This is a genomic window from Micromonospora sp. WMMD714, from assembly GCF_029581315.1.
GTDB lineage: Bacteria > Actinomycetota > Actinomycetes > Mycobacteriales > Micromonosporaceae > Micromonospora > Micromonospora rifamycinica.
This window is the reverse complement of the sequence record NZ_CP120744.1, coordinates 4419163-4436969: the sequence shown is the minus strand read 5'-3', so window position 1 is coordinate 4436969 and position 17807 is coordinate 4419163. Positions and strand designations below refer to the sequence as shown.

Genomic DNA, 17807 nt, shown 5'->3' with positions numbered 1-17807 from the left:
CGACGACGCCCGGCGGATCGGGGCGTCGCGCCGACCGGCGCCCGCCCGCGACGAGGAGACGGTGGATGACCCGGTTGCTGGTTTCGTGGACGCGGTCGCTGGGTTGCCTGGTGGCGACCGGCGCGCTGATGCTCGCCCCGCTCACCCCGGTCCGCGCCGCGCCCCCGCCACCGCCGGCCTACGTCAAGTACTACCCGGTGGCGGCGGCGTCGGCGGGCACCGTGACGGACCTGTCCGGGGTGGCCGCCCGGTTCCTGGCCGACCCCGGTCGGGCGGACGAGATCTACCTGCTCAACGAGGGCCGCCGGCAACCCGACGGCGGCGCCCTCACCGCCGTCGGGCAGCGGCTGGTCCCCGGCTGGCTGCTGGTGCTGCCCTGGGACGCCTTCGGCGAGGAGGTCCGCTACGGCCTGCTCCCGGTGGACCCCCCGAAGTCGCCGCCGGCCCGGCCCGGCCCCCGCGCGGGCGGGGCGGCCTGCGTCGCCGCCTCCTCCGGCGACGGCAACCCGAACTGGGCCGACGCGCTGCTCTCCCCGGCGCGGGCCTGGCCCCACAGCACCGGGGCCGGGACACTGGTGGCGGTGCTCGACTCCGGCGTCGACGGCGACCTGCCGGCCCTGGCCGGGCGGATCTCCCACGGTTCCGACATCCTCACCGGCAAGGCCCGCGCCGACACCGACTGCCTGGGTACGGGCACCGCGATGGCCAGCGTGATCGCGGCCGACCCCGGGGACGACCCGGCGACGGCAGGGGTGGTCGGGGTGGCCCCCGAGGCGGCCATCCTGCCGGTCCGGATCGTCTCCGGGGCGACCGACGCCGAGCCGGCCCGGGTCGCCCTCGGTATCGAGGTCGCCGTCTCGGCCGGCGCGACCGTCATCGCCCTGGGCGGATACGCGAAGCTCACCGATCCCGCCGTCACCGAGGCGGTCCGCTCGGCCGTGGCGCACGACGTGGTGGTCGTCGCCCCCGCCACCACCGCCGACGGCAGCGCGGCACCGGCCCAGGAGGGCCTGCTGCGGGTGGCCGGGGTCGGTCCCGACCTACGGCCGGTGCTGGCGTACCCGGCCGGCGGGGTCGACGTCGTCGCGCCCGGCCTCGACGTGGCGACGCTGGGCGTCGGTGGCACCGGGCCACACGTCCGCAGCGGCACCGAGTACGCCGTCGCCTACGTCGCCGGCACGGCCGCGCTGGTCCGCGCGGCGTTGCCGGGGAGGCACGCCATCCAGGTGGCCCGCCGGATCACCGCCACCGCCGACCCGGGAACCCGGTCGAGTCCGGGCCCCGAGAACGGCTGGGGCATGATCGACCCGCTGGCGGCGGTCAGCCCCGCCCCGGCTGCGGCGGCGACCCCGGCCGGCGGCCGCCCGTCCACCCCGCTGGCGTTGGTCGCCGCCGGGCTCGGGCTCCTCCTGCTGACCGTGGTGGGGGTGTTCGCCCGGCGGTCCCGGCGGCTCACCGCCCGGCACCCGGCCGACGCCGTACCGGCGGGCCTTCCGGCCGATGCCCTACCGGCGGGCTTCCCGCCCGACGCCGTACCGGCGGGCCTTCCGGCCGGGGCGGCACCGCACCGGTCGACCATCCGGGAGGAACCGCCGGCACCGCGCGAACCGGCACCGCGCGAGCCGGGGTCGCTGCCGTGACCGGTGCGGCCGGGGTCGCCGGGCTGCTGGTCGCCGTCGGGGTGCTCGTCGCCCCGCCGGTCGCCGCCGCCGGGGCCGAGGAGCCGCCGCCGCTGCCCACGACGGCGGGCCGCTGCGTCGGGCCGTCCCCGGTGACCGCCCGCGCGACCCCGTGGGCGGTGCGCCTGCTCGCCCCGCAGGCCATCTGGCCGTTGACCCGGGGTGCCGGGGTGGTGGTCGCCGTCGTGGACACCGGGGTGAGCGCCGCCGCGCCCGCCCTGGCCGGGGCGGTACGCGCGGGTGCCGACGTCACCGGAGGCCGGGCGGACAGCGACTGCGCCGGGCGGGGCACCGCCCTGGCGGGCATCGTCGCGGCCCGCCCGGCCAGCGGGGTGGGCACCACCGGGATCGCGCCGGACGCCGAGATCCTGCCGGTCCGGATCACCGACCCGAACCGCCGGACCAGCCCGGCCCGGCTCGCCGCCGGCATCCGGCTCGCCACCACCGCCGGGGCGGACGTGATCCTGGTCGGCACCGGGGTCGCCACCGCCACCCCCGAGTTGACCGACGCCGTTCGGGCCGCGGTGGATCACGACGTCCTGGTGGTCGCCGCCGTCGACGACCGGGCGCAGCAGTCCGGCGGGGAGCCGCCGGTCGGCTACCCGGCCGCGTTCCCGACGACCCTGGCGGTGAACGCGATCGACGTCGACGGGGAGGCCGGTCCGGTGGCGGCCGGCGCCGGCACCGATCTCGCCGCCCCGGGTGCCGGCCTCGGGACCGCTCCGCAGGGGTCCGGTCACTACCGGGTGGGCGGCCCGGCGGTGGCCGCCGCGCACGTCGCCGGGGTCGCCGCGCTGATCCGGTCGTACCACCCCGAGCTGACCCAGGCGGAGGTGCGTGCCCGTCTCGAACGGACCGCGATCCCCGCGCCGGGCGACGGGCCGGACCGGAGGTTCGGGGCCGGGACGCTCGACGCGTACGCGGCGGTCGCCGCGCTCGCCCCCCGCCAGGCGGCCCCGCCGGTGCCGGCCCCGGTCGGTCCGGTCGTCCTTCCCACCGCACCCGGGCCGTCCCGGGCGGCCCGGGTGGCGGGCCTGACCGCCCTCGGCGCGTTCGTGGCGACCCTGCTCGTCGCGGCTGCCGCGCTCACCCGCCGGGGTTCCGGTCGGCCCCGGCCCGCGGGGCGGATCCGGGCCGGCTCCGGGTGAAGACCGGGCGGCGGGTGAGGACCGGGGCCGGCGGCGGTCGGCTCAGTCGGTGGCTGCCCCGGAGGCGCCCCGGGCGCCGGTGACCGCGCGGTGCCAGGTCCGCAGGGCGTCGGCGAACTCGGCCGGCGCGTCGGACTGGAGGTAGTGCCCGGCACCGGCGAGTTCGACCACGGTGGCGTCGGGCAGTTCCCGCCGCCAGCGGTCCAGCTCCGTCCGCCGGAACGCGATGTCCCGGTCGGCCCAGAGCAGCAGGGCGGGCTTGTCCCGCAGCAGGGGCAGGTCGGACTCGACGTCAGCGAGGAACGGCGCGCTGTGGACGATCTCGCGGGGCAGCACCGCGGAGGCCTGCCGCCGCTCGGGGGTGGCCAGGGCCGCCCGGTAGTGCCGCATCTCGTCGCGGGTGAGGGAGCGTCGCCGGTGACCGGCCGGGATCATCAGATTGACGCAGAGGTTCGCGTGCCGGATCCACCAGCGGCCGACCGGGCCGCCCATCAGCGCGGAGAACCGGGCGAAGTGGCGGTCCCCGGTGACCGGCCACGCCCAGGTGTTGCCGAGCACCAGGCCGGTGAAGCGGTCGGGCCGGCGTTCGGCGACGCGCAGGCCGATCGGGCCACCCCAGTCCTGCGCGACGAGCACGACGTCGGTCAGGTCGAGGTCGACCACGAACTGCTCGATCACCGCCGCGAGCGAGACCGGCCGGCCGTCGAAGCCGGCGGGTGCCTCGGAGAGCCCGAATCCCGGCAGGTCGGGTGCGACGAAGCGGAACTCGCCGGCCAGCCGGGCGATCACGTTGCGCCACACGAACGACCAGGTGGGGTTGCCGTGGAGCAGCAGCAGGGTCGGTCCGTCGCCTTCGTCGACGTAGTGGAGCCGGTGGCCGGCGACGTCCCGTGTCCCGTGCCGGAACGGGTACAGCTTTCGATCGATCCAGTCCGGCGTCACCGATGCCATCCGGCCTCCCACCCGCGAATAATGGTTTATAATTTAAACCGTAAGCGGCGGCGGGGAGGAGCGCAAGGATGTCGGAGTACCACCAGTTCTGCGGCCTGGCGCGGGCACTCGACGTGATCGGCGACCGCTGGAACCTGCTGATCGTGCGCGAGCTGCTCATCGCCGACCGGCGTCACCACGAACTCCGGTCGGCCCTGCCGGGCATCGCCACGAACCTGCTCAGCGCCCGGCTCCAGCACCTCGCCGACGCCGGCATCGTGCAACGCTGCGACGAGGCGGGACGCAAGGCCGTCCGCTACCGCCTCACCGACCTCGGGCAGGGACTCCGCGGACCGGTACGCGAGCTGGTCCGCTGGGGGGCCGCCTTCATGGCCACCGGCCCCGCGCCCGACGACACGGTCCGACCGCAGTGGCTGGGCCTGGCCATCGAGGCGCTGCTCCCGGCGACCGGGCTGCCCACCGGGGCCACCATCGGCGTGCACGCGGACGGGCTCGACTTCACCGTCCGGCTGACGGCAGGCGGTCCCCGGGTCACCGCCGGCCGGGACGACGGGGCCGACGCCACCGTCGACGGACCCACCGCCGCCGTCCTCGGTCTCTTCTCCGGTGCGCTCGCCCCGGGGTCACCGGCCGCCCGCGCCATCGAGATCCGGGATCCGCACGGGCTGCTCGCCCGGGTTCCCGCCACCCCGGCCGACGCCGTGCAGCCGTAGTGCGGGCAGTCCGCCCGAGCCACCACGCCCGTGGCCCCGGGACGGCCACCCCGCCCACGGTCCCAGGCCGGCCACCCGCCCGTCGCCCCAGGCCGCCCACCGGCCGGCGGCCCCGGGCCGGCGGAAATCCGACGGTGGCCGCTCGGCCGCCGGCCGGTAGGATCGGCCGGTGGACCTGGACGACATCGCCGCCCGGCTCGGGGTGCCCGTCGAGGAGGTCGAGCGGGTGCACCGGCTCGCCGGTGACCGACCGTCCGCCCCGCTGCCCGCCAGGGCCGACGCGCCGGCCCTCCTCGACCGGCTCGCGGTACGCCCGGACGACGCCGCCGAGATCATGGCCGGCTGGCCCGATCCCGACTCTCCGTCGTGGACCCCGGAACTCCGGTGGCTGCTCGACCGTTCGACCGCCCTGGTCCGGGCCGACCTCGGCGGTTACGACTGGCTGTCGCCCGGCCCGGAGCTGCCCCGCGACCGGGGCCCCGCCTGGCGGCACCTCTACGTCTACGGCTTCCTCGCCCTGGTCGACGTGGTCACCGGATTCCACCGCGAGCACGGCATCGCCGACTCCGTCTCCTGGACGACCCTCGCCGACCTGGGCCGCAACCTGGCGATCGACCGCCGGATGGACCGCGAGGGCTGGGCGGTCATGCAGAGCTGGCTGACCCTGCACGCCCGTGGCGGCCTCTACGAGCTGGGCCGGCTCCAGCACCAGCGCGGCGGCGAGGCCATCGACCTGCACATCCCGGACGCCGGGCCGTTGACCCCGGAGGCGGTCGACGCGTCGCTGGACGAGGCCCGCGAGTTCTTCCCCCGGCACTTCCCCGACGAGCACCACACCGCCTTCTCCTGCGGTTCCTGGCTGCTCGATCCGCAGCTCCGCGACTACCTCCCCGAGGACTCCAACATCATCCGTTTCCAGCGCCGGTTCGTGTTGCAGCCCTACGTGGCGCAGGACGGGCCGGACGCCGACGTCGAGGTACGACGGTTCGCCTTCCGTACGCTCAGCACGCCCCTCGACCAGCTGCCCCGGCGTACCGTGCTGCAACGCGCGATCGTCGACCACCTGGCGGCCGGCGGCCACTGGCACTGGCGGCACGGCCGCTTCCCGATCTAGCGCCGGGACGGCTGGGCCGGCCGGCTCGGGTGCCGGACCACCGCCCACCGGGGTCCACGGTGGACGGTCCCGTACGGAGGATGATCACACCGGGGACGGGCGCGACCGGTCGGGACCGTCGTCGGCGCGGGGCTGCTCCAGCCGCCCGGCGATCCGTTCGAGGGCGGCGAGGTCCCGAGGGGCCAGCCGGTCGATGAGGTGCCGCCGTACCGACTCGACGTGGACCGGCGCGGCGTCCCGGAGGGCGGCCAGACCCGGCGCGGTCAGCACGAGCAGGCAGCCCCGGCCGTCGGCCGGATCCGGGGCGCGGCGCAGCAGTCCGCGTGCCTCCATCCGGCTGGCGTGCCGGGACAGCCGGCTGCGCGACCAGCCCATCTTGTCGGCCTGGTCGCCCAGCGTGCCGGTCTGCGCGTGCTGCTCCGAGAGGGTGCTCAGCACCTCGTAGTCGGCTTCGGAGAGGCCGATTCCCGCCAGGTCCCGCGCGGTGCCGGTCTGGACGGCGACCATCGCCCGCCGCCAGGCCCGCCAGGCTCGTTCCTCGGCCGGCTCCAGCCAGCGGGCCGACCCCGACTTGGTTGACATGTAATCAACCTAGCATCTAGCCTTCGTTTCCATGTCAACGAGACCGCTTCGCATTCTGGCGCTGACCTGCAGCACCCGCCCCGGCGCGCTCGGCCCCCTGGTGGGGAGATGGCTGGTCGACGCGGTCTCCTCCCGGGCCGCCGAGCTCGACGTCGAGGTCGTGCCGGTGGCCCTCGGCGACCTGGGCCTGCCCTTCCTCGACGAGGAGGAGTCACCGTCCTCGGGGGTCTACCGGAACGAGCACACCCGCCGCTGGAGCGCGACCGTCGCCGCGGCGGACGGCTTCGTCGCGGTCACCCCGGAGTACAACCACGCGATGCCGGCGACCCTGAAGAACGCGCTGGACTACCTCGGCAGCGAGTGGGCGTGGAAGCCGATCGGCTTCGTCAGTTACGGCTACACCGCGGCCGGCACCCGGGCGGTGGCACACGCCAAGCAGGTGGTGACGACGCTGCGCCTGGTCCCGACGGGCGCCACGGTCGCCATCGGCATCGGCGACGCCGTGGTGGACGGCCGGCTGCGGCCGGACGCCGGCCGGGACGCGGCGGCCACCAACCTGCTGGACGAGCTGGTCCGGCTCGCCCACGCCCTGCGGCCGATGCGCGAGCGCGGGCAGGCCGACAGCGTGCCCGGCCCACTGCCGGGCTCCTACGCGCGACGGCTGACCCCGTACGACGCACCGGAGGTCACCGTGCTGCAACGGTGCTGCTGGACCGAGGAGGCGGTGGCCAACGACACGCTGGCCATCGCGCCGCTGCACGAGTCGCCGGAGGAGGTGCGGGAGTGGCTGGCCAGCTGGCACACCACCGGCGTCTGGCGGGACGGCCGACTGCTGGGCATGGTGCGGACCCGCACCGACGGCACCGACTGCCACGTGGGCCGGCTCGCCGTCGTGCCCGACCTGCGCGGCCGGGGCCTGGGCCGGTGGTTGTTGCAGGCCGCCGAGGCCGCCGCCGGGCCGCAGTGCCGCCGGATCCTGCTCTTCACCGGCACCCGGAGCCTGCGCAACATCGACCTCTACCGGAGCGCGGGCTACCGGACGGTGGAACCGGACAGCCCGGACTGCACGGTCTGCCTGGCCAGGGAGCTGGCCGGGGCGACCGACTGACCACCCCGGGCCACCCCGCCGCCCCGGGCCGTCACACCACCCCGGGCCGTCACACCACCCCGGGCCGTCACACCGGCCCGGGGTGGCACACCGGCCCGGGGTGGCACACCGGCCCGGGGTGGCACACCGGCCCGGGGTGGCACACCGGCCCGGGGTGGCACACCGGCCCGGGGTGGCACCGGGGCTCCCGGCGGCCCGGGGACCGGCAGGCGTCCGTTCAGCGGCCCTGCCAGTCCCCGGCCGGGGTGAGCGGCACCGGGTCGGGCCGCCGCACCGTCGTGGTCAGGGTGATCCGCCGGCCCTCGTCCGCCGCCCGCAGCAGGGCGGTCATCGTGTCGAGTACGTGCAACGCCAGGTCACCGCCCGCCCGCGGGGTCCGCCCACTCTCGGCCCGTACCGCGTCGATCAACCCGAGGCCCCGGGCGCCCTCCCGGTAACCCGCCGTCGCCGGGAGCACCCGCCATCCGTCGCCGCCGAGCGGCCAGAGCCGGACCTCGCCGTCGAAGTAGTTCGGGTCGGGCACGGCGAGGGTGCCGGTCTCCCCGTGCACCTCGATCGGCGCGGCCGTGGTGGTGACCCCGTCGAAGCTCGTGGTGATGGTGGACAGCACGCCGCTGACGTGTTCGAGCACGCCGCTGATGTGGGTGTCCACCCGCACCGGGATGCGTTGCCCGAGGCGCGGGCCGCTGCCGATGACCCGCTCGGGGCGCAGCCGGCTGGCCGCCGCGGTCACCGCCCGCACCGGCCCGAGCAGGTGGACCAGCGCCGAGACGTAGTACGGCCCCATGTCGAGCAGCGGCCCGCCGCCCGGGGCGTAGTAGAAGTCGGGGTGGGGGTGCCAGGCCTCGTGCCCGGGGGTGACCATGACCGCCGACGCGGCCAGCGGACGCCCGATCAGCCCACCGTCGACCGCCGCGCGGGCCGTCTGCGTCCCGGTGCCCAGGACGGTGTCCGGCGCGCAGCCGACCCGGACCCTGGCCGAGCCGGCCCGCTCCATGATCATCTGAGCGTCCGGGAACGCCACGGCGAGCGGCTTCTCGCCGTACACGTGCTTGCCCGCGTCGATCGCGCCGAGGGCGATCTCGGTGTGCGCGGCGGGGATGGTCAGGTTGAGCACCGTCTGCACGTCCGGGTGGGCGAGCAGGTCAGCGACGCCCACCGCCTCGGCGTCGGCGAGGGTGGCGGCGGTCGCGGCCGACCGGGCGGCGTCCAGGTCGGCCACCGCGACGACACGCAGCCCGGGGTGGTGCGCGATGGTGTCCAGGTAGGCGCGGGAGATGACGCCGAGACCTACGACGCCGACGCGGTGCGGCTCGCCCACAGCATCCCCCTCTCGATGACGGTACGCACGGACGGGTGCTCCAGGACGTCGAGGCTGTGCCCGGGGGTCGTCACGACGACCCGACCGGCGCCCCACCGCCGGGTCCAGATCGCCGGCGAGGTGACCGGCCGGTGCCAGGGGTGCCAGTCCCGGGTGGGGTGCACGGTGGTGGCCAGCACGTCGATCAGGTCGTCGTGCAGCACCCAGTACTGCTCGGTGACCAGCTCGATGTCGGCGATCCCGGCGGTGACCGGGTGCTCCCGGCCGAGCTCGGTGAGGGTCACCGTGTGCGGCAGGAAGTTGTCCTCCTCGCCGCCCTGCCGCTCGCAGGGCTCCCGCCCCGGGTGGGTGGCGAACTGGCCGCCGACCAGGTGCAGGTAGTCCGAGGACCCGCGGAACGCGTCCACGATGCCGCCGTGCCAGCCAGTCAGGCCCGTTCCGGCGACGACCGCCGCGCTCAGGCCCGCCACCTGCTCGGCGGTGATCTCCGCCATCGTCATGCACTGGACGACGAGGTCGGTGTCGGCCATCGTGGCGGCGTCGGCGTAGACCGCTGTGGACTCCTCGACCCGCACCGCGTAGCCGTTGTCCCTCAGGAACGGCAGGAACAGCTCCGTCGCCCTGACCGGCTGGTGTCCCTCCCATCCGCCCCGCACCACCAGTGCCCTGCGCTGTGCCACGCTCACTCCCCTCCACGGTCGGTCACCCGGCCGGTCCGCTCCCGCGACGGCGACGGCGACGGCGACGGGCCGCTGACACCTGCGCCGGCCGGGCACCGAAACCGTACTCGTTTCCGGCGGCCCCATCGGCCCCCGCCGATCACGTGCGCCATCGACCGGTGTCGTGGTCGGGCCGGGTCGGCGCGGTTCAGGCCCGGGTCGCCCACGGACGCAGGGCGACCTCCGTGGCGCGGTGCAGTGCCGCGCGGACCGCTGCGGGATCGGCCCGGCGCCCCGGATCCTCCAGCACGGTGGTGAGGGCTGCGGTCGCCGCGCCGACGAAGGCGCCGACCAGGGCGGCGGCGCTCACCTCGTCCAGGTCGTCGGGGTAGGCGGCGGCCAGGTGCCGGGCGATCTCCCGCTGCCCCTCCCACTGCAGGTGCAGGGCGCGGGCACGGACGGCCGGTACCTGCATGGTCAGCCGGATCCGCAGCGCGGCGAGCGGGCCGGTCATGTCGTCGCTCTCCTCGTTGGCCCGGCGGAGCGCCCGCAGCAGGATCTCGGCGGGTTCGTCGTCCGGCGCGCGGTGGGTGATCGCGTCGACCGCGACGCGCACCCGGCGGTCGGTCTCGGGGAAGAGCAGGTCCTCTTTGCTCGGGAAGTAGCTGAAGAACGTACGGGTGCCGATGTCGGCGGCGGCGGCGATCTCGGCGATCGTGGTCGCCTCGTAGCCCTGCCGTCCGAACAGCTCGACGGCGGCGTCGACCAGTGCCTGCCGGGTGCGGGCGCGTTTGCGGTCGCGGAGTGACATCACCGCAGCTTACCGCAGCCAGCGCAAATCGGCAGTCGTTGCAGATCTGCACTGAGTGCAGATACGCTCGGCCGATGCGGACAGCGCTCATCTCGGGGGCCGGCGTGGCCGGTCCGACCCTCGCCTACTGGCTGGCTCGGGCCGGCTGGCGGCCCACGGTCGTCGAACGGGCGGGCGGGCTGCGCTCCAGCGGCAACCCGGTCGACGTACGCGGAGCGGCCCTTACGGTGGTCGAGCGGATGGGGGTGGTGGACGCCCTCCGGGCGGCGGCCACCCACGCCACCGGCCTGCGGATCGTCGACTCGGCGGGCCGGCCGGGACGGCCGGTGTCGATGACCACCCGCCGCAGCCCCGCCGGCACGGCGGAGATCGAGGTGCCCCGGGCCGACCTCGCCCGGATTCTGTGCGGGGCGGCCCGCGACGACGCCGAGTTCGTCTACGACGACACCGTCACCCGGCTCGACCAGGACCCGGGCGGGGTGGACGTCACCTTCGCGGCCGGCCCGGCCCGCCGGTTCGACCTGGTCGTCGGGGCCGACGGGCTGCACTCGACGGTACGCCGGCTCGCCTTCGGCCCGGAGCGCGACGTCGCCCGCCACCTCGGCTTCTACGTGGCCACCACCCCGCTCGGCGAACCACCGGAGCATCCGCACCACGTGCTGCTGCACAACACGCCGGGTCGACTCGTCGCGATCCATCCCGTACGCGGCGAGGCGGGGGTCGCGTTCATCTTCCGGCACCCCGCCGTCCCCGGCTTCGACCACACCGACACCGACCAGCACCGGCGGATCCTCACCGGGGCGTACGCCGGGGAGCGCGGCTGGCGGGTGCCCGAGTTGCTGGACCGGGCCCGGCAGTCGACGGACCTCTACTTCGACGCGGTCACCCGGGTGCAGCTGCCGTCCTGGTCGGTCGGGCGGGTGGTGCTGCTCGGCGACGCGGCGGCGTCGGTGTCGTTGTTCGGCGACGGGTCGAGCCTGGCCATCGCCGGTGCCCGCACCCTGGCCGCCGCCCTCGCCGAGGGCGAGCCCGGCCCCGCCCTGCGGCGCTACGAGGCCGCGCACCGACGCCACACCGACGCCCGGGGGCGCAGCGCCGGTCTCGTCGCGACGGTGCTGGTCCCGAAGAGCCGCCCGGGCATCGCCGTCCGCAACACCCTCGCCCGGTTGTTGCCGACCGGCTGACGTCCCGCGCCGCACCCGAACAGCTTCCTGACAGTCGAGGGTGATGCTGGCCCCCGGCGGGATCGCCGCAGAGCTGACCGGAGGCGTGACGATGAGGAAGCAACTGATGGCTGCGCTGTGCAGCGCCGTACTGCTGATCGGCGGGTGCTCGACCGCCGACGAGGACCCGCCCGCCGCCGGCAGCGGACGGACCAGTGAGGCGGAGGTGGCCACCCTCCAGACCGCCACGCCCAGCCCCACCGCGTCGGCGACGCCGGCAGAGGCCGGGCGGCCCCGGGAACGCCTCGACGACACCCCGGAGGACCAGAAGGAACGCCTCAAACCGTACGTGAAGTGCATGGCCGAGCACGGGGTCGACATCGCCAAGCTGCGCAGCGACGGCACCGGCTCGGACAAGACCAGCGAGGCGTCCAGGGCCTGCGACCGCCTGATGCCGCTGCCGCCGTGGGAGTTCGACCCGGCCAACCCGGAGGCGGGGGACTTCGCCCGCGACGTGGTGAAGTGCCTGAAGGGGAAGGGTGTCCGCTACGTCGAGGTGGGTTCCGACGGCACCGGCTGGGCCTTCGGCGGCAAGAACAACGACGCGGACTCGATCTCCAAGGGGCTGAAGTACTCCCCGGCGTGTCAGCGCGAGGTCGCCGCGAAGCGGAAGTAGCCGCACCGCCCCGGCGGCGTCCCCTCACCGGGGGACGCCGCCGACGACCGTCCCGCAGGGCGATCGTGCCACCCGTTTGTCAGGAACCGGTCAGGGCGCGGCATGACCTTTTTCTCCTGATCGCCGGGTCTCCCCGCCACCCGCCCGGCCACCTGCGCAAGGACCACGAGGTGCCCCTTGTCACCGCCTTCCGCCGGATCCGCGACCCCCCTGAGCTGCTCTATATTCCCCACCATGTGCGCACACGTGATGCTCGCGGAGGACGATCCGCGGCAGGCCGAGGCGCTGCGCCGCTATCTCGTGGCGGCGGGTCACCGGGCGACGATCGTGGCCGACGGCGAGACGGCGCTGCGGCAGGCCCGGGAGCAGCCGTTCGACCTCCTCCTGCTCGACGTGATGCTGCCGAAGCTCGACGGCATGCAGGTCTGCCGGATGATCCGCCAGGAGTCGGACGTGCCGGTGCTGATGTTGACCGCCCGGTCGGCCGAGGACGACCTGCTGCGCGGGCTGGACCTGGGCGCCGACGACTACATGACCAAGCCGTACAGCCCGCGCGAGTTGGTGGCCCGGGTGCGGACGCTGCTGCGCCGGGTGCGGACCGTGCCGCAGGAGTCACCGGTACACCGGCTCGGCCAGCTCACCGTCGACGAGCCGCGCCGCCTGGTCACCGCGGGCGGCGTCCCGGTGGAGTGCACGACCGGCGAGTTCGCCATCCTCGCCGCGATGATCCGTCAGCCCGGCCGGGTGTTCAGCCGCGGTCAGCTCCTCGAACACACCCGGGGCATCGACCGGGAGTCGACCGGGCGCACCATCGACGTGCACGTGATGAACCTGCGCCGCAAGATCGAGGCGAACGCCCGCCGGCCGCAGCAGTTGCTGACCGTCTACGGGGTCGGCTACAAGCTGGTCGCCGGGGCGCCGTGAGACGGCAACGGGTTCCCCTGCACCGCAGCCTGGTGGTGCGGCTGCTGGCCACCTCGCTGCTGGTGGCGGTCTGCGCGATCCTGGCGACGACCTGGCTGGCCGTGCAGTCCACCACCCGGGCGATCCAGCAGGAGCAGGGCCGCTCGCTCGCCGACGACAAGAGCATCTACGACACGCTGCTGGACCACGCGGCGACGCACCGGGACTGGACCGGGGTCGACGCGGTGCTCGCCGAGCGGGCCGACCGGCTCGAACGGCGGATCACCCTGATGACCCCGGACCGGCAGGTGATCGCCGACTCCGCCCCGGACGGCCCGTCGTTGCAGACCGCCCGGCCGTCGGCGACCGTCGACCCGTTGCAGGTCGACCTGGGCCTGACCGGTGGCACCGAGCGGGTCGATCCGCGCGCGGTCGGGCCGTACCGGCTGACCAAGCGGGAGAGCAACAACACCCGGGAGCTGGCCGAGCGGCAGCTCGGCTGCGTACGGGCCGAGTCCAGGGCGGACGCGCGGGTGGTGGTGGATCCCGCCGGCCGGGCCTCGGTGCGGATGAGCGACCCGAAGGACCGGGGCATCGTCGGATTCTGCCTGCCCGACGAGCTGACCCGCCCGCTGCCGAGCGAGGCCGCCGGGATCGCCCAGCTGGAGACCCTGACCAAGAACTGCCTCCGGGAGCTGGGGGAACCGACCCGGGTCGAGATCCGCGCCGACCGGACCGCGGCACCCAGCCGGGACGCCCGCTTCGACCAGCAGGTCGCCGGCTGCCTGGAGAAGGCCCGGACGACCCAGCTCCGGGCGTACGTGGCACCCCCGGCGTTGCTGTTCGTCACCGACGGGACGCAGGGCGGCGAGGAGCCGGTGTTCAACCTGTCCCGGGCGAACGTGGTCCGGATCGCCCAGGTGACCGGGGCGGTGCTGGTGGCCACCGTGCTGATCACCGTGCTGGTCGGCCGGCGGCTGGTCCGCCCGCTGCGGGCGTTGACCGACGCCACCCGGCAGCCGATGGACGAACCGGCCCGGGTGCCGGTGACCACCCGCGACGAGATCGGCCTGCTGGCCACCGCGCTCAACGACCTCGCGGCCCGGCGGGAGCAGACCGAGGCGCTACGCCGCAGCATGGTCAGCGACGTGGCGCACGAGCTGCGGACGCCGCTGACCAACATGCGGAGCTGGCTGGAGGCCGCCCAGGACGGTCTCGCGCAGCTCGACACGCAGCTGCTCACCCTGCTGCTCGACGAGGCGTTGCTGCTGCAGCACATCATCGACGACCTGCGGGACCTGGCCGCGGCCGACGCCGGTGACCTGCGGATCCACCGTGAACCGTACTTCGTGGCCGATCTGTTGGAGCAGGTCGTCGAGGCGCACCGGGGGGCCGCCGAGGCCGCCGGGGTGCGGCTGGGCACCTCGGTGGGCACCGATCTGGAGATGTCGGTCGACGGCGCCCGGCTGCGCCAGATCGTCGGCAACATCGTCGCCAACGCGGTCCGGCACACCCCGGCGGGCGGCTCGGTCGTCGTGCGCCTGGAGGTACGCGACGACCAGCTCACCATCGCCGTGTCCGACACCGGCACCGGCATCGCCCCCGCCGACCAGGCCAGGATTTTCGACCGGTTCTGGCGGGCCGACGACTCCCGGACCCGCAGCACCGGCGGCAGCGGGCTCGGCCTGTCGATCGCCCGCAAGCTCGCCGAGGCGCACGGCGGCACCATCGGCGTCGAGAGCGTTCCCGGCCAGGGCAGCACCTTCACCGTCCGGCTGCCGGTCGTCGTCCCGGCCCGGAGCTGAGCTCCGCCACCCTGCGTCCCACCCGGCGGCGGCCGTCTCCGACTTTTTCACATTGCAGTTGCACTGCGAACCGCGTACCTTCTTTGCAATGCAGTCGTATTGCAAAGAAGAGGCGCAGGTGTCGGTGCTCCCCCTGTCCGAGGCCCATGCCGGCCTGGTCCCGCTGGTCGGCGGCAAGGCGGCCGGTCTCGGCGAGCTGATCCGCGCCGGTGAGCGGGTGCCGGACGGATTCTGCGTGACCACCGAGGCGTACCGGGCCGGGGTGGTGCCGCAGGACGAGGTCCGGGCGGCGTACGCGCGGCTGGGCGGCGGCCCGGTGGCGGTGCGGTCGAGCGCGACCGACGAGGACCTGCCGGACGCCAGCTTCGCGGGTCAGCACGACACCGTGCTGGACGTCGAGGGCGAGGCCGACCTGGTGGCGGCGATCGACACCTGCTGGAAGTCGCTGCACGGCGACCGGGCGGTGGCCTACCGGGAGGCCCACGGGACCGACCCCGCCGACGCGCGGATGGCGGTGGTGGTGCAACGGATGGTCACCCCGGTGCGGGCGGGCGTGCTCTACACGGCGAACCCGGTCACCGGCAATCGCACCGAGATGCTCGTGGACGTCGGGACGGGCCTGGGCACCCGGGTGGTCGACGGCCACACGGACGCCAACCACCTCGTGCTGACCGGTGCCGACCACCCGGAGGACGGTCCGGCCGGAGCAGCCGGTGCGCGGCGGGGAGCGGCACCCGGCCCCGGTTGGCACGACGACCTGTGGACCGCCGGCCGGCGGATCCAGGCGCACTTCGGCGTGCCGCAGGACGTCGAGTGGGCGATCGACCACGACGGGACGCTGTGGCTGCTCCAGTCGCGACCGGTCACGACGCTCTTCCCGCTGCCGCCGCAGACCGACGACCTGCGGGTGTACGTCGAGTTCGGCAACGTGCAGGGGATGCTGCGACCGGTCACCCCGATGGGCATGTCCACGCTCAGCAGGATGATCGCCGCCATGGTCGCCTCGCTCGGGATGAGGGTGGAGATCGTGGACATCGGCGGGCGGCTCTACGGCGACCTGACCGACCTGGTCCGCCGGCCCGCCGCCCGTAAGCGGCTGGTCAGGCTGATGGCCGTCGACTTCGGGCCCCGCGCCCAGGCGGTGATGGAGCACGTCCTGCGGGATCCACGCTTCGCGCCGTCCGGCGACCGGTCCCGCCGCCCGGCGGACGCCTCGCTGGGCACGGCGCTGCGGGCACTGCGGGGCATCCTGCGGGCGCTGGCCCGCCCGGACGCGGCACGGGACCGGCTGCTCGCGGCCGTCGACCGGCTACGCGCGGAGTCGACGGCGCCGCCGCAGGCGCACACGGCCCACGAGCGGCTGCGGTTCGTCCGCGACCACGGCGAGGACACCGACGACGTCGCCGACGACGTCACCTGGCCGATCGTGGCCGGGATGCTCGCCTCGGCGCTGCCCGCCCAGCTGCTCAAGGGGGTCGCCACCGAGGCCGACGTCCACGCCGTGCTGCGCGGCGTCCCGCACAACGTGACCATCGAGATGGACCTCGCGCTCTGGGCGCTGGCCTCGGCCGCCCGGCCGCACCGCGACCTGCTCCTCGACACGCCACCGGCCGAGTTGGCAGCCCGGTACCTGCGGGGCGCGCTGCCCGAGATCGGCCTGGCCGCCTTCCTGTCCCGCTACGGCCACCGGGCCGCCGCCGAGGCCGACGTCGGGGTGCCGCGCTGGGCCGAGGACCCCACCCCGGTCTTCGCGGCGATCGCCAACTACCTGCGGCTCACCGACCCGGCACAGGCCCCCGACCGGCGCTTCGCCGAGGCCGCAGGGGCCGCCGAGGCCGCCCTCAACGAGCTGGCCGCGCGGGCGGTCCGGCAGCGCCCGGTCCGGGGCCGGATCGCGGTCTTCCTGCTGCGCCGGGCCCGGCGGCTGGCGGGGCTGCGGGAGTCCGGGAAGTTCGCCGGGCTGTACCGGCTCCAGGCCGTCCGCGAGCAGTTGCTGCTGATCGGGTCGACGCTGTTCCCGGTGGCGGACGACGTCATGTTCCTCACCCTCGACGAGGTCGAGACGGCCCTCGGCGGCACCGACCTGAGCGGGCTGGTCGCCCGACGCCGGGCGACGCACCGGCGCGAACTGCGCCGCCGGGTGGTGCCGGTGGCGATCCTCTCCGACGGGACCGACGTGGAGAGCACCCTGCCGGCCACCGACGACGGCGAGGGCCTGCTCCGGGGCGTCGGGGCGGCGACGGGTAAGGTGACCGGCCCGGCCCGGGTGGTCACCGACCCGGCCACCGCGTACCTCGAACCCGGGGAGATCCTCGTGACCGCCACCACCGACCCGGGCTGGACGCCGCTGTTCCTGACCGCCGCGGCGCTGGTCACCGAGACCGGCGCGGTCATGGCACACGGCCCCACGGTGGCACGCGAGTACGGGATTCCGGCCGTGATCAGCGTGCCGGGAGCCACCTCGCGGATCGTCACCGGCCAGGTGATCACTGTGGACGGTGCGGCCGGCACCGTGACGACGCGACGGTAGGACCCCGATGCCCAAGAGAGTCGACCCCCGTCAGCGGCGCACCCTGATCGCGGACGCGCTCATGCGGGTCGCCGCCGACCGGGGCCTGGAGGCGGTGAGCCTGCGGCACGTGGCCGCCGAGGCGGGGGTCTCCGCCGGCATGGTGCAGCACTACTTCACCACCAAGGACGAGATGATGGCGTTCGCCCTGTCCGTCGTCCGCGACCGGGGCCGGGGCCGGGTCGAGACGGCGGTCGCGGCGCTCGGCCCGGACCCGGCGCCCCGGCTGCTGCTGCGCACCCTGCTGGCGGCGTTGCTGCCGCTGGACGAGGCGGCCCGCGCGGACGGGCGGGTGGCGCTGGCGTTCCTCTCCTGGACCGCCCTGCACCCGGCGGCGGCCACCGGGCTGCGGCCGGACACCGTACAACTGGTGGACTTCATCGCCGGGCTGCTGCCACGTCCACCGGCGGCGGACGCCGCGGCGGGGCTACTGCCGGCGGACGCCGCGGCGGGGCTGCTGGCGCTGGTGGAGGGGCTGGGGATGTACCTGCTCGGCGGGCAGTACACCCCGGCGCAGGCGACGGCGGTCCTCGACCACCAGTTGGAGCTGCTCTTCGGCTGACCCCCGGCCGGCGCGGGCCGGGGGCGTCGCCGGTCGGTCCGGC

At 75.4% G+C, this 17807-nt stretch carries 16 protein-coding genes; 11 read left to right on the top strand and 5 right to left on the bottom strand.

The window, feature by feature from the left end; genetic code table 11:
• The first annotated feature begins 65 nt into the window (after positions 1-65).
• Entirely contained in the window at positions 66-1640 is a 1575-nt protein-coding gene (locus O7625_RS19140) for a S8 family serine peptidase (RefSeq protein WP_282340328.1), read from the top strand.
• Positions 1637-2827 carry a S8 family serine peptidase gene (locus O7625_RS19135; RefSeq protein ID WP_282340327.1) on the top strand — a complete coding sequence of 397 codons (1191 nt, stop codon included), beginning with the start codon at positions 1637-1639 and terminating at the stop codon, positions 2825-2827. The genes O7625_RS19140 and O7625_RS19135 overlap by 4 nt, the downstream gene beginning before the upstream one ends.
• A gap of 42 nt (positions 2828-2869) precedes the next feature.
• Here O7625_RS19135 and O7625_RS19130 read toward each other — a convergent pair whose 3' ends face one another.
• Positions 2870-3778 (bottom strand): alpha/beta fold hydrolase, encoded by a 909-nt coding sequence (locus O7625_RS19130; protein ID WP_282340326.1) that lies wholly within the window; start codon positions 3776-3778, stop codon positions 2870-2872.
• A 68-nt stretch (positions 3779-3846) separates the two neighbouring features.
• Between O7625_RS19130 and O7625_RS19125 the strand changes: the two genes are divergently transcribed.
• On the top strand, positions 3847-4491 hold the full coding sequence (locus O7625_RS19125; RefSeq protein WP_282340325.1) for a helix-turn-helix domain-containing protein: 645 nt from the start codon (positions 3847-3849) through the stop codon (positions 4489-4491).
• A 169-nt stretch (positions 4492-4660) separates the two neighbouring features.
• Positions 4661-5605 carry an acyltransferase domain-containing protein gene (locus O7625_RS19120; RefSeq protein ID WP_282340324.1) on the top strand — a complete coding sequence of 315 codons (945 nt, stop codon included), beginning with the start codon at positions 4661-4663 and terminating at the stop codon, positions 5603-5605.
• 84 nt (positions 5606-5689) lie between these two features.
• On the opposite strand, the gene O7625_RS19115 is transcribed toward O7625_RS19120, so the two are convergent.
• Complete coding sequence (locus O7625_RS19115) at positions 5690-6187, bottom strand: MarR family winged helix-turn-helix transcriptional regulator (protein WP_282340323.1); 498 nt, start codon at positions 6185-6187, stop codon at positions 5690-5692.
• 31 nt (positions 6188-6218) lie between these two features.
• On the opposite strand from O7625_RS19115, the gene O7625_RS19110 reads away from it, so the two are divergent.
• Positions 6219-7295: a bifunctional NAD(P)H-dependent oxidoreductase/GNAT family N-acetyltransferase gene (locus O7625_RS19110; protein ID WP_282340322.1), complete on the top strand. Its 1077-nt coding sequence runs from the start codon at positions 6219-6221 to the stop codon at positions 7293-7295.
• 217 nt (positions 7296-7512) lie between these two features.
• On the opposite strand, the gene O7625_RS19105 is transcribed toward O7625_RS19110, so the two are convergent.
• From O7625_RS19105 to O7625_RS19095, 3 genes are all read right to left on the bottom strand, one after another.
• A complete protein-coding gene (locus O7625_RS19105; protein WP_282340321.1) occupies positions 7513-8616 on the bottom strand; it encodes a Gfo/Idh/MocA family oxidoreductase in 1104 nt (367 codons plus the stop codon).
• Positions 8586-9296, bottom strand: coding sequence for a ThuA domain-containing protein (locus O7625_RS19100; RefSeq protein ID WP_282340320.1), 711 nt, complete (start codon positions 9294-9296; stop codon positions 8586-8588). The genes O7625_RS19105 and O7625_RS19100 overlap by 31 nt, the downstream gene beginning before the upstream one ends.
• Positions 9297-9483: 187 nt before the next feature.
• The gene (locus O7625_RS19095; protein WP_282340319.1) at positions 9484-10086 is read right to left on the bottom strand and encodes a TetR family transcriptional regulator; all 603 of its coding nucleotides are present in this window, start codon (positions 10084-10086) and stop codon (positions 9484-9486) included.
• 74 nt (positions 10087-10160) lie between these two features.
• On the opposite strand from O7625_RS19095, the gene O7625_RS19090 reads away from it, so the two are divergent.
• From O7625_RS19090 to O7625_RS19065, 6 genes are all read left to right on the top strand, one after another.
• Positions 10161-11270, top strand: a complete 1110-nt coding sequence (locus O7625_RS19090; RefSeq protein WP_282340318.1) for an FAD-dependent monooxygenase — start codon at positions 10161-10163, stop codon at positions 11268-11270.
• Between the two features lie 91 nt (positions 11271-11361).
• Positions 11362-11925: a hypothetical protein gene (locus O7625_RS19085; protein ID WP_282340317.1), complete on the top strand. Its 564-nt coding sequence runs from the start codon at positions 11362-11364 to the stop codon at positions 11923-11925.
• A 234-nt stretch (positions 11926-12159) separates the two neighbouring features.
• Positions 12160-12849 carry a response regulator transcription factor gene (locus tag O7625_RS19080; RefSeq protein ID WP_282340316.1) on the top strand — a complete coding sequence of 230 codons (690 nt, stop codon included), beginning with the start codon at positions 12160-12162 and terminating at the stop codon, positions 12847-12849.
• Positions 12846-14633, top strand: coding sequence for a HAMP domain-containing sensor histidine kinase (locus O7625_RS19075; protein ID WP_282340315.1), 1788 nt, complete (start codon positions 12846-12848; stop codon positions 14631-14633). Before O7625_RS19080 ends, O7625_RS19075 begins: the two co-directional genes overlap by 4 nt.
• Before the next feature lie 88 nt (positions 14634-14721).
• A complete protein-coding gene (locus O7625_RS19070; RefSeq protein ID WP_282340314.1) occupies positions 14722-17163 on the top strand; it encodes a PEP/pyruvate-binding domain-containing protein in 2442 nt (813 codons plus the stop codon).
• 7 nt (positions 17164-17170) lie between these two features.
• On the top strand, positions 17171-17764 hold the full coding sequence (locus O7625_RS19065; protein WP_282340313.1) for a TetR/AcrR family transcriptional regulator: 594 nt from the start codon (positions 17171-17173) through the stop codon (positions 17762-17764).
• Positions 17765-17807: the final 43 nt, after the last annotated feature.

Bases quoted from the DNA above. Each gene is read 5' to 3' on its own strand.
- O7625_RS19140 (WP_282340328.1), top strand. From the start codon at position 66: ATGACCCGGTTGCTGGTTTCGTGGACGCGGTCGCTGGGTTGCCTGGTG.
- O7625_RS19130 (WP_282340326.1), bottom strand. From the start codon at position 3,778: ATGGCATCGGTGACGCCGGACTGGATCGATCGAAAGCTGTACCCGTTC.
- O7625_RS19125 (WP_282340325.1), top strand. From the start codon at position 3,847: ATGTCGGAGTACCACCAGTTCTGCGGCCTGGCGCGGGCACTCGACGTG.
- O7625_RS19115 (WP_282340323.1), bottom strand. From the start codon at position 6,187: ATGTCAACCAAGTCGGGGTCGGCCCGCTGGCTGGAGCCGGCCGAGGAA.
- O7625_RS19110 (WP_282340322.1), top strand. From the start codon at position 6,219: ATGTCAACGAGACCGCTTCGCATTCTGGCGCTGACCTGCAGCACCCGC.
- O7625_RS19095 (WP_282340319.1), bottom strand. From the start codon at position 10,086: ATGTCACTCCGCGACCGCAAACGCGCCCGCACCCGGCAGGCACTGGTC.
- O7625_RS19090 (WP_282340318.1), top strand. From the start codon at position 10,161: ATGCGGACAGCGCTCATCTCGGGGGCCGGCGTGGCCGGTCCGACCCTC.
- O7625_RS19085 (WP_282340317.1), top strand. From the start codon at position 11,362: ATGAGGAAGCAACTGATGGCTGCGCTGTGCAGCGCCGTACTGCTGATC.
- O7625_RS19080 (WP_282340316.1), top strand. From the start codon at position 12,160: ATGTGCGCACACGTGATGCTCGCGGAGGACGATCCGCGGCAGGCCGAG.
- O7625_RS19070 (WP_282340314.1), top strand. From the start codon at position 14,722: ATGCAGTCGTATTGCAAAGAAGAGGCGCAGGTGTCGGTGCTCCCCCTG.
- O7625_RS19065 (WP_282340313.1), top strand. From the start codon at position 17,171: ATGCCCAAGAGAGTCGACCCCCGTCAGCGGCGCACCCTGATCGCGGAC.